This is a genomic window from uncultured Campylobacter sp. (assembly GCF_937997595.1).
GTDB lineage: Bacteria > Campylobacterota > Campylobacteria > Campylobacterales > Campylobacteraceae > Campylobacter_B.
On the sequence record NZ_CALKTS010000123.1, the window covers coordinates 1 to 11213 of the forward strand.

9 protein-coding genes are annotated in these 11213 nt (G+C 51.8%); 7 read left to right on the forward strand and 2 right to left on the reverse strand.

Going from position 1 to position 11213, the window contains the following annotated elements; translation table 11 throughout:
• Nucleotides 1-476: 476 nt before the first annotated feature.
• Both Q0614_RS04330 and Q0614_RS04335 read right to left on the reverse strand, forming a co-directional pair.
• A complete protein-coding gene (locus tag Q0614_RS04330; RefSeq protein ID WP_298786795.1) occupies nt 477-1346 on the reverse strand; it encodes a hypothetical protein in 870 nt (289 codons plus the stop codon).
• An 11-nt stretch (nt 1347-1357) separates the two neighbouring features.
• Nucleotides 1358-2488: a CinA family protein gene (locus tag Q0614_RS04335; protein ID WP_298786797.1), complete on the reverse strand. Its 1131-nt coding sequence runs from the start codon at nt 2486-2488 to the stop codon at nt 1358-1360.
• A 118-nt stretch (nt 2489-2606) separates the two neighbouring features.
• Here Q0614_RS04335 and ileS point away from each other — a divergent pair, with 118 nt between their 5' ends.
• From ileS to Q0614_RS04370, 7 genes are all read left to right on the forward strand, one after another.
• Nucleotides 2607-5366 carry an isoleucine--tRNA ligase gene (ileS, locus tag Q0614_RS04340; RefSeq protein ID WP_298786799.1) on the forward strand — a complete coding sequence of 920 codons (2760 nt, stop codon included), beginning with the start codon at nt 2607-2609 and terminating at the stop codon, nt 5364-5366.
• 96 nt (nt 5367-5462) lie between these two features.
• Entirely contained in the window at nt 5463-6821 is a 1359-nt protein-coding gene (gene gatA / locus Q0614_RS04345; RefSeq protein ID WP_298786801.1) for an Asp-tRNA(Asn)/Glu-tRNA(Gln) amidotransferase subunit GatA, read from the forward strand.
• 2 nt (nt 6822-6823) lie between these two features.
• Nucleotides 6824-8275, forward strand: a complete 1452-nt coding sequence (gene guaB, locus Q0614_RS04350; protein WP_297950290.1) for an IMP dehydrogenase — start codon at nt 6824-6826, stop codon at nt 8273-8275.
• Nucleotides 8272-9378: a homoserine O-acetyltransferase gene (locus Q0614_RS04355; protein ID WP_298786802.1), complete on the forward strand. Its 1107-nt coding sequence runs from the start codon at nt 8272-8274 to the stop codon at nt 9376-9378. The genes guaB and Q0614_RS04355 overlap by 4 nt, the downstream gene beginning before the upstream one ends.
• Complete coding sequence (gene xseB / locus Q0614_RS04360; RefSeq protein WP_005872361.1) at nt 9368-9553, forward strand: exodeoxyribonuclease VII small subunit; 186 nt, start codon at nt 9368-9370, stop codon at nt 9551-9553. The genes Q0614_RS04355 and xseB overlap by 11 nt, the downstream gene beginning before the upstream one ends.
• Before the next feature lie 9 nt (nt 9554-9562).
• Nucleotides 9563-10657 carry a carbon-nitrogen hydrolase family protein gene (locus tag Q0614_RS04365; RefSeq protein ID WP_298786803.1) on the forward strand — a complete coding sequence of 365 codons (1095 nt, stop codon included), beginning with the start codon at nt 9563-9565 and terminating at the stop codon, nt 10655-10657.
• A partial coding sequence (locus Q0614_RS04370) for a ThiF family adenylyltransferase (protein ID WP_298786805.1) occupies nt 10654-11213 on the forward strand: 560 nt, incomplete at its 3' end. The genes Q0614_RS04365 and Q0614_RS04370, both read left to right, overlap by 4 nt.

Here is an 11213-nt window from a genome sequence, read left to right on the forward strand (position 1 = left end):
CCTTAAATTCTAAAGCTTTACCGGCCGCCACCTGCTTATCTTTACAGCAGCTTCGAAGCGCAAGCTTTGAATTCCAAACTTCATCCGTTACTCGCGCTTTATTTAGAAATGCTTGCCCTCGGGGTACTCGTCGCGTTTTACGGAGGTTTATTACTTCTTTGCAAATATTCATATTCCATTGCGGAGGTTCGCGCGAGTAAAATTTTAGCGAAGCCGCCGCACAGGGGAAATTTTAATAAAATTTAGCATCGTTTCTCTGCGAGCATTCGCCACAACAAACAAATTTAAGCGAAATTTAGCCGCGCTTAAATCCTAAAGCTTTGTCCGCCAGTGTCGCCTCCCTGATCCGAACGATCGTCGCGCTCTTTTGAGTGTCCGTCACGCTTTCGTGCAGGCTCGTTACGCTTCTGCGAAGACTTGCCGCTTTCCTGCGGGTGGCGGTCGCAACAAAAAATTTGAGTAAAATTTAGCGCTACCTAAATTCTAAAGCTTTGCCTATCGGTCGCCTCTTCAAGCCCAGAATTATCGTCGCGCTCCTGCGAGCGCCCGCCGCGAGGCTCCTGTCTAGGCTGCACGCCAAAGCCCTCCAAGACCTTCCCGATACTTTCGTTTGCGTCCTTGATGATGCCTTGCAGGCTTTCGCCCATTTTATCAAGATTTTTGCCCGCCTCGCGCGCCGCCGCCTCGCCCTGCTTTAGCAGATCCTTGGTCCTGTCCACGTTGCGAGCGGCGAAATCGTTCAGCGCTTCGGGCGCCTTTTTCTGCAAATTTTGCAAAGCCTCGCCCAAAACTTTAGCATCGTTTGCAAGCTCGTCTATCGTGGAGTTCAGATCGGATTTTTGCTTACTCTCAAAGCCCTGCGGCACGGAATTTTGCACGGAGCCTTGCGTAGAATTTTGCGTGGAGCTTTGAGCCAAACTTTGCCCAGAGCTATCCGCGCCTTTATTAAAATTTTGCCCTTGATTACCCGCACTAAAATTCTGTTCCGATCGTGCGCTTTGCTCGCGATCTTGCGCATCCGATCCGCCGTCGCAGCCGCTCAAAACACACGTCGCGGCTAGCGCCAAAGTAAAATTTCGCGCCGCGCTTATAAAGCTAAAATCGTTTATAAAATTAAAATTTCTAGCGCGACCTTCTGAGATAAAATTTAATCCGCCCTGCGCTGAGATAAAATTTCGCCCGTCGCTAGCCCGAATAAAATTCTGCCCGCCGTCCGCCAAAGTAAAATTTCGCGCACCGCTTGCCGAAACGAAATTTCGCTCTCGCTCAAAGCCCAGTTCGCCGATCGTTTCGATAAAATTCTGCGCCAAATCCCGTCCGCACCCTTTCAAAATTCGTCTTTTCAAAATCCGCTCCTTTAAATTTCATCTCTTGCAGGCGCGCTTGGAAGCCGCCCGAAAAACAGATCGCTTCTAAGCTTCAAAAGCAAGCAGATAGCGATATCGGCGCTTTGTTCGCGGATGTAGTTTCGATCACCTTTTAGATGAAATTCCCCGACGATCTGTTTGCCGCCCTGCTCCTTCGCGCCGATAAAGACCGTCCCTACGGGCTTTTGCGCGCTTCCGCCGCCGGGGCCTGCGATACCGCTTACTGCAAGAGCGAAGCTCGCCCCGCTGCTTTGCAGCGCGCCCTCCAGCATCTCGTCCACGGTCTGCGCGCTGACCGCGCCGTAGCGTGCGAGCGTATCTTCGCTCACGTTGAGCCAGAGATTTTTTATCTCATTGGCGTAGCTTACGAGCGAGCCGTCAAAAACGTCGCTCACGCCCGCGACTGCGCCGAATTTTGCGGCGATGAGCCCTGCGGTGCAGCTTTCGGCAAAGGTGATCTTAGCGCCTATTTCGCGCAGTCTATCCACCACGAAGCCCATAAAATCGCCGCCTTCGATGTAGCAGCTCTCATAATACTTGCCGACGCTCTGCAAAAACGCGTCCAGCGCTCCGAATTTCATCGCACTGGCGCGCACTAGCAGCAAAAAGGAGCAGGGCCTACTGATCGTAAGCGAAATTTTATAACTGATCGCGAGGCTTTCTAGGCGCTGCTTTACGCTTTCGTATTCGCAATCGAATAGATAAAAGCTCTCGCCCGCGCTCGGCGCGTCTTGAAGGATCGGCGGCAGGCTCTGCAAGCAAAGCGCCTTGATCACGTTTACCGAGCAGCCTCTGACATTTAGCAGGAAGCTGTTTTTAGCCACCGTGCGCGCCATCGAGGGCGCTAAGGTTTCTCCGTTTTTCAGCTCGAGCGAATCGAAAGAGAGCGTCGATAAAATTTTACCGACGACCGCGTAGGCGGAGTTTGCCGCAAAGATCGTGATAAAATCGTACGAATCGATCATCTTTTCAAGCGCGAAGGGCAAAACCTTATCGTTTTCGCTTAAGAATTTCAGATCGTCGATTCGCCCGAAAACACGTTCGTAGCTGCGATAAATATAGCTCATCAAAGCCGCGTCGTAGCGGATCTCCTCGCCGATTACAAGGATGATATTTTTCATAAAGACCCTCATTAAATTTTCGCACATTATAGCATAAACGCAGACTGCTCTTTCAGAGCTTTTTAATGGCGTTTTGGATAAACTTCACAAATTTTTTAAGACACGAAAAGGTACAAATATGGACTACAAAGATACTCTCTTTCTTCCTACTACGGATTTTGCGATGCGAGGCGCACTGCCGCAAAACGAACCTGCGCGGTTTAAGGCATGGTACGAGCAGCGTAAAATTTACGAAAAGATGAAGGCTAAACGCAAGGGCGCAAGCGTTAGCTTTAATATCCACGACGGTCCGCCGTATGCCAACGGACACCTCCACATCGGCCACGCGCTGAATAAAATTTTAAAAGACATCATCACCAAAACCCATTATTTCTTCGGCGAGGAGATCCGCTACGTGCCGGGCTGGGACTGCCACGGCCTGCCGATCGAGCAGCAAGTAGAGATTAAACTCGGAGATAAGAAAAAATCGCTTTCAAAAGTGCAGATCCGCGAGCTTTGCAGACAGCACGCCAAAGAGTTCATCGACGTGCAGCGCAATGAATTTAAAGATATGGGGATTTTGGGCGACTGGGACGATCCGTATCTGACGCTAAAATTTGAGTTTGAGGCTGAAATTTACAAAGCGCTCTGCCAGATCGCAAAAAAAGGAATTCTAATCGAGCGAAGTAAGCCCGTATTTTGGAGCTGGGCGGCAAAAAGTGCGCTTGCGGAAGCCGAGGTCGAATACAAAGACAAAGAGGACTACTCGATCTTCGTGGCATTTGATCTAAGCGGTGAAGCAAACGCTAAAATCGGCGCAAAAGGCGCTAAAGCGGTCATCTGGACGACCACGCCTTGGACGCTGCCTGCAAACGGCGCAATATCTTTGAACCCGAATGAAATTTACGCGCTGACGAGCGAAAATTTAATCCTTGCTAAACCTCTGGTCGAAAGCCTCGTAAGCCTGGGCATCACCAAGGGCGAGATCGTAAAAGAATTTAAGGCTACCGAGCTTGAGGGCTTAAACGCGATCAACCCGCTAAATGATAGAGCTTCGAAATTTATCCTCGGCGAGCACGTTTTAATGGACGGCGGCACCGGGCTCGTGCATACGGCTCCTGGACACGGCGAGGACGATTATTTCGTAGGGCTTAAATACGGCATCGAAGTGCTGATGCCGGTGGATGAGGGCGGCTGTTTCGATCAAACCCTTAAAACTAAAAAACTTTTCCGCGAAGACGTCGTGGATGAGCTTGTGGGGATGCATATTTTCAAAGCGAACGAGAGAATTTTGCAGCTTTTAGGTCCCGCGCTTATCAAATCCGGTAAATTCGTCCACTCCTATCCGCACTGCTGGCGCACGCACAAGCCGGTGATCTACCGCGCGACGAAGCAGTGGTTTATCGCGATGGACGAGCCCAAGCTTAGCGGCAAGACGCTGCGCCAAGTAGCCCTTGAAGAGATCGAAAAGGTTAAATTTTATCCGCAAAGCGGCATCAACCGCCTAAGCTCGATGATAGAAAACCGCCCTGATTGGTGTATCTCGCGCCAAAGGGATTGGGGCGTGCCGATCGCGTTTTTCCGCGACAAAAGCACCAAAGAGCCGATCTTTGATGAGAAAATTTTAAATAATATCTACGAAATTTTTAAGGCTAAGGGCGCGGATGCTTGGTGGCAGATGGAAATTTCGGAGCTTTTACCACAGGATAGCGGCTATAAGCCTGAAAATTTAGAAAAGGTGATGGATATCTTAGACGTTTGGTTCGATAGCGGCTCGACGTGGAAGGCGGTGCTGCAAAGCGGCGCCTACGATGCAGGCAAATTCCCCGCGGATATGTATCTTGAGGGCAGCGACCAACACCGCGGCTGGTTTCAAAGCTCACTGCTTCTAAGCTGCGCGATTAACGAATGCGCGCCGTACAAGAGCATCCTCACGCACGGATTTACCGTCGATGAGAAGGGTCAGAAGATGAGTAAGTCCGTCGGAAACGTCGTCTATCCGCAAGAGGTCGCAAAGAGCCACGGCGTGGAAATTTTACGCCTGTGGGTCGCGATGAGCGATTATTCGACCGATCTAAAGATCAGCGACAATATCCTAAAGCAGGTAAGCGAGCAGTACCGCAAGATCCGAAATACGATAAGATTTCTGCTCGCAAGCACCAGCGATCTGGGCGAGATCGAGACGAGCAATTTTACGCGGCTCGACCGCTGGATCCTAACGCGCGCGGCAAACGCCTTTGCGGGCGCGGAAGCGGCGTTTAAAAACTACGATTTTTCAAAGGGCTTCAATCAGCTACTAAATTTCTTAAGCGCCGATCTGAGCGGAATTTATCTTGATATTTGCAAAGATAGGCTCTATTGCGACGCACCTGACGAGCCGCGCCGCAGAAGCGCGCAAAGCGCGATCGCTCTGATCACGCGAGCGCTGCTGCCTCTGATCGCGCCTACGCTAACCTACACGATCGACGAGGTGATGCAGTTTGCGCCGCGTATCATCAAGGAGGGCAAGGAAGACGTCTTCGATCTGATCTACAAGCCGATAGAATTTGACGATTTCATAGAATTCGACGAAATTTTAATCAAATCGAGGGAGAAATTTTTCGAGCTTATCGACGGGCTTAAAAAGGATAAGATCATCAAATCGACGCTTGAGTTGGTTTTGCAGACGAGCTCGAACGAAATTTTATCAAACGACATCCTAGGCGTGGCGGATTGGTTCATGGTAAGCGACGTGGACACTCTGCAAAGCGGAGAAGCTCTGGCGGAGTTTAAGATAAACGACGAAATTTTCCGCCTCGTAAAATCCTCTAAACATAAATGCCCGAGATGCTGGAAATTTAACGCAAAAGAGCCTGATGAGCTCTGCCCGCGCTGCGCGAAGGTCATGCATGCTCGCTAGCCCCATAAGTCTTGGTTTCGTATTTTTTACGATCGCGCTAATCTGCGTAGCGACGGGCGTGGGGATCTATTTCGTGAATAAATTTAAGGATGGCAGATGATAAGTTTGAAAGAGGCTCTAAAGCTGAGCGGGGATGAAATTTCGGCACTTGGAGCGGAGCTAAAGGATAAAATTTTAAAAACCAAAGAGCTCGGCGCCTACGTCGAGCAGCTCACGGGCGAGGCTCTAAACATCAGCGGCGAGGGTGTGCCGATCGCGATCAAAGATAACATTCAGGTAAAAGATTGGAGCGTCACCTCGGCGAGTAAAATTTTGCAAGGCTACGTTGCGCCATACGACGCGACGGTGATCAAAAAGCTACGCGAGCGCGGCCTGGCGCCGTTTGGACGGACGAATATGGATGAGTTTGCGATGGGAAGCACGACTGAGAGCTCATTCTACGGCAAAACTCTCAATCCGACCGATCACTCGCGCGTACCCGGCGGCAGTAGCGGCGGAAGCGCGGCTGCCGTAGCGGCAAATATCGCCGTAGCCGCACTCGGAAGCGATACGGGCGGCTCGATCCGCCAACCAGCGGCATTTTGCGGCTGCGTAGGTTTTAAGCCAAGCTACGGCAGGGTCAGCCGCTACGGGCTCGCGGCGTATTCGAGCAGCCTCGATCAGATAGGACCGATCACGCGCAGCGTCGAGGACGCGGCGATCTTATACGACATCATCGCAGGCCGCGACGAGATGGACAGCACGAGCTACGCGGGCGCTTACGAAAGCACCGCGGATAAGCTAAACGCCGATCGCAAGCTTAAGATCGCCGTTATAAAAAATTATATCGACGAGGCCTCGCAGCAGGTCAAAGAGGCTTTAAATTTGACTATAGAAAAGCTAAAATCATTCGGCCATGAGATCGTTTACCGTGATCTTTGCAGCTCCAAATACGACATCGCGACCTACTACATCATCGCAACCGCCGAGGCTAGCGCAAATTTAAGCCGCTACGACGGCGTGCGCTACGGAAACCGCGCGAAGGCTTTAAATTTAAAAGAGCTCTACGCCAACACCCGCGGCGAAGGATTTGGCGACGAGGTCAAGCGCCGTATGCTTCTAGGCACCTTCGTGCTAAGCAGCGGCTACTACGACGCGTATTACATCAAAGCGCAGAAAGCAAGGGCTTTCATTAAAAGCGAATATGAGGAAATTTTAAAAGACGCCGATTTAATCTTTATGCCGATCGCGCCTGGAGTGGCATATAAATTCGGCGAGCTTAGCGATCCGCTGCGTGCGTATCTTAGCGACATCTACACGATCGGCGTAAATTTAGCGGGGCTCCCCGCAATCTCCGTGCCGGTAGCGAAAAACAAAGAGGCTCTTAATATCAGCGCGCAGCTCATCGGGCGCGCCTACGACGAACAAACGGTGCTGGACGGCGGCTTGAGTTTAGAAAAAATCGTGAAAGGATAAGTATGAAGATCGTCAAAAAGGCTCTGACCTTCGAGGATGTTTTGTTGGTACCGCAATACTCTGAAATTTTACCCAAAGAGGTCGATATCAGCACGAGTTTTACGAAAAATATCACGCTAAATACCCCTCTTGTGAGTGCTGCGATGGATACGGTCACCGAGTACCGCACGGCAATAATGATGGCGCGCCTCGGCGGCATCGGCGTGATCCATAAAAATATGGACGAGGACTCCCAAGCCAAGATGGTTCGCCGCGTAAAAAAGAGCGAAAGCGGCGTCATAATCGATCCTATCTCGATCAAGGCGGACGCCACGATCAAAGACGCTCTAGATCTGATGAGCGAGTACCATATTAGCGGCATTCCCGTTATCGACGACAACGGCGTGCTGATTGGGATTTTGACCAATCGCGACCTGCGCTTTGAAACCGACACCGCCGCGCTCGTAGGCGAAAAGATGACCAAAGCTCCGCTAATTACCGCTCCAAAGGGCTGCACGCTTGATGATGCGGAGAAAATTTTTAGAAACAATAAGGTAGAAAAGCTTCCGATAATCGACGCAAACGGCCATTTAGAGGGGCTTATTACGATTAAAGACCTTAAAAAGCGTATCGAATATCCAAGCGCCAATAAAGACAAATTCGGACGCCTTCGCGTCGCCGCGGCGATTAGCGTAGGCCATCTGCAAAGAGCCGAAGCTCTCGTCAAAGCGGGCGTAGATGCGCTTGTGATGGACTCTGCGCACGGACATTCCAAAGGCATTATCGACACGCTTAAGGAGCTGAAGCGAAATTTTGACGTCGACGTAGTGGTCGGAAACGTCGCAAACCCCGCCAGCATAAAAGATATCGCAAACGCAGGAGCCGATGCGATTAAAGTAGGCATCGGTCCCGGCTCGATCTGCACTACGCGCATCGTAGCGGGCGTGGGCGTGCCGCAGTTTACAGCGATCAACGATTGCGCGATCGAGGCGGCTAAATTTGGAATTCCGATCATCGCAGACGGCGGCATCAAATACTCGGGCGACATCGCCAAAGCCCTAGCCGCGGGCGCAAGCTCGGTGATGATGGGAAGCCTGCTAGCAGGCTGCTACGAAACCCCGGGCGAGCTCATTACGTTTCAGGGCCGCCAGTACAAAACCTACCGCGGCATGGGATCTCTTGCGGCGATGCAGAAGGGAAGCTCGGATCGCTACTTTCAAGACGGCACCGCAAAAGAAAAGCTCGTGCCCGAGGGCGTCGAAGGGCGCGTGCCTTACGCGGGCATGCTAAAAGACGTGATCTTTCAGCTGTTAGGCGGCTTGCGAAGCTCGATGGGATACTGCGGTAGCAAGGATATTGCGACCTTTCAGCAAAAGGCGGAATTCGTCGAGATCACGAGCGCAGGTCTTAAAGAAAGCCACGTCCACGACGTCATCATCACGCAGGAAGCGCCTAATTACCGAGTAAATCAGTGATCCTTCAAAGCAAAATTCAAAATTTCGACGAGCCGCTCTATCTGGAGAGCGGCCGCGTCTTTTCCAACTTCAAGCTCGCCTACGAAACCTACGGCGAGCTAAACCCGGACAAATCAAACGTTATCGTCATCTGCCACGCCTTAACCGGCTCCGCGCACGCCGCGGGACTTTACGAGGGCGACGTTAAACCTGGCTGGTGGGACGGACTCATCGGCGATCATAAAGCGGTCGATACTACGAAATTTTTCGTCATCTGCATAAACATCCTAGCTTCGCCGTTCGGCTCTACCTGCCCGCTCGACGTCGATGAAAGCAGCGGCCGCGAGTACCGCTTGCGCTTTCCGGTAGTGGTCGTCTCGGACGTCGTGCGCGCGCAGATGATGCTTTTAAAGCGCCTAGGTATTTCGCGCGCCCGCGCCGTAATCGGAGGCAGCCTGGGCGGCATGCAGGCGCTGTGCTACGCGATCGAATATCCGGAATTTGCGGATGAAATTTTCGTACTCGCAAGCACCTACGCCACGCAACCTTGGGCGATCGCGTTTAATAAGATCGCGACCGAGGCCATCTTGCGCGATCCGAGCTTTAAAAACGGCAACTACGATAAAAATCTGATCGCCGAGCGCGGGCTTGACGGCATGGCGGTGGGGCGCATGGCGGGACATATAAGTTTTTTAAGCCCAAACTCGATGCAGGATAAATTTGGGCGTAACTACGTTGAAACCGACGGTCTTTACGAGATCAACGGGCGCTTTCAAGTGGATCGCTACCTTGAATACAACGGCGAAAATTTCGCGCGCAGGTTCGATCCGCTGTGCTATCTCTACATCGCTAAGATGATGAATATCTTTGATTGCACGCGCCACTACGGCGATCTCAAAAACGCCTGTGCGCAGATCAGATCGCGCCTGCACCTCATCTCTTTCAAAGGCGACGTGCTCTTTCCGCCGGGGCTGATGAAAGAAATTTACGATGCGATGAGCGATCTAGGGAAAAAGGATCGCGCGAGCTACGCGCAGATCGATAGCGACTACGGCCACGACGCGTTTTTGGTCGAGATAGAAAAATTTGATTACATCATAAAAAGGATTTTGGATGAGTTTTGAGGAAAAAATGGAGAAGATTAACGCGCTTTTAAAAAGCCTAAACGACAAGGATCTAAGCCTAGAAGAGAGCGTGAAACTGTATAAACAGGGCGTCGCGCTGCTAAAGGAGGCGAAGGAAATTTTAGAAAACGCTAAGCTCGAGGTTGCCGAAATAAACGCGCCCGAGCAGGCTTAGGAGGCGACGATGATAAACGTATGCGTTTTACAGCTACCGACGCTTTCGATGAGCGAAAATCGGATCGATTACTATATGAAGGTCGCCAAAGACAACGGCGCGCGGATCGTGCTACTGGGCGAATATGAGCTAAATTCCTTCTTTAGCGAGCTTAAAAAGATGCCCCGCTCTATTGCCTGCGAACAGAGCGAGCATAAGCAGGAGCTGATGGCGCGGCTTGCCGCTAAATACGACCTACATATCGTAGCGCCGATAATCAGAGCCGCTAGCGGCGCGATTTTGAGGCAGGCGGGCATTTTCGGCGGCGCGACTCAAAAGAGCTTGGGCGGTGGTGAAAATTCCGCAAGCCTTAAAAGCGAGTCCGGTCGCAAGGGCGAGCTAAATTCCAAGAGCGAGCCAAATTCTAAAGACAACTCAAGCTCCTGCGGCGCAAAATCCTTAAGCTTTAAAGCCGCAAATTTAAAAAGCGCCTCCGAAGCCCCAAACGCTCTAAATTCCGAAGAAAGCCAAAAAAATGCGAGCGAAGAGGAGATCTTTTGCGCGAGCGAAAACGAGCCCATCTGGGTGAAATCCTGCGCGAAATTTTCGCCCTCGGAGGTAAAATTTTACGATCAAAATATCCTGATGGACTATCCGCACTGGAACGAGGAGGGCTTTTTCGCCAACCGCAAAAGCCGCAAAATAGGTAAAATTTCGCCGATGATCTTCAGCGAGGGCGGCGTGAAATTCGGCGTATGCTTTGGCTACGAGGCGCATTTTGACGTATTTTGGCGCTATTTTATGCAAAAAAACGTCGGCTGCGTGCTCGTGCCGTGCGCTTCGACCTTTGAAAGCGGCGGGCGCTGGCGCGAGCTTTTGAAGATGCGCGCGTTTACGAACTCACTCTACGTCATCCGCGCCAACCGCATCGGCGAGGCGAAATTCGGCGAAAGCGAGTTTAAATTTTACGGCGAGAGCTTCGTCGTAACCCCCGGCGGCGAGATCACAAACGAGCTGAAAAACGAAGAGGGCGTGCTGATGTGCGAAGTGGACGCGGACGAGATCGCTGCGGCGCGCGGGCTGTGGAAATTCCGAAAAAATCTAGTCGGCAGGGGGCTTTTATGAACTACTTTCACAGACAGATCCAGCTTTGGGGCGAGCAGACGCAGCGCGCGCTTGCGGACAAGCGCATCCTAATCATCGGCGCGGGCGGGCTTGGAAGCAGCCTTTCTTACGCTCTGGGCGCAAGCGGTATCGGGCGAATCAGCGTCGTGGATTTCGACACGGTGGCGCTTCACAACATCCACAGGCAAATTTTATTTACGCTCGCAGACGAAGGCAAATTTAAAGCGGATGTTTTTAAAAGCCGCACGGAAAGCCGCTACGACGGCGTGAGCGTGGATGTGCATAAGAGCCGCGCGGAGGAATTTTTCGCTAGCGCGACCGCCTCGGGCGAGAAATTTGATCTGATTTTGGATGCGACCGATAATCTCGCCACGCGCGCGCAGATCGATGCCTTTGCTAAGCAAATGGGCGTACCGTGGGTGTTTGCGTCGGTGGACAGCTGGCAGTGCCAAGTCTGCTTCGTGCAGAATGCGGATTTTAAATTTTTCCCAAGCCTAAACGCGACGCCTGCGGGCATAACGGCTGCGATCGTGATGTTTGCGGCAAGCTTTGAGGC

Coding starts and splice junctions, on each gene's coding strand:
- guaB (WP_297950290.1), top strand. CDS start 6,824: ATGAAGATCGTCAAAAAGGCTCTGACCTTCGAGGATGTTTTGTTGGTA.
- Q0614_RS04335 (WP_298786797.1), bottom strand. CDS start 2,488: ATGAAAAATATCATCCTTGTAATCGGCGAGGAGATCCGCTACGACGCG.
- ileS (WP_298786799.1), top strand. CDS start 2,607: ATGGACTACAAAGATACTCTCTTTCTTCCTACTACGGATTTTGCGATG.
- Q0614_RS04365 (WP_298786803.1), top strand. CDS start 9,563: ATGATAAACGTATGCGTTTTACAGCTACCGACGCTTTCGATGAGCGAA.
- xseB (WP_005872361.1), top strand. CDS start 9,368: ATGAGTTTTGAGGAAAAAATGGAGAAGATTAACGCGCTTTTAAAAAGC.
- gatA (WP_298786801.1), top strand. CDS start 5,463: ATGATAAGTTTGAAAGAGGCTCTAAAGCTGAGCGGGGATGAAATTTCG.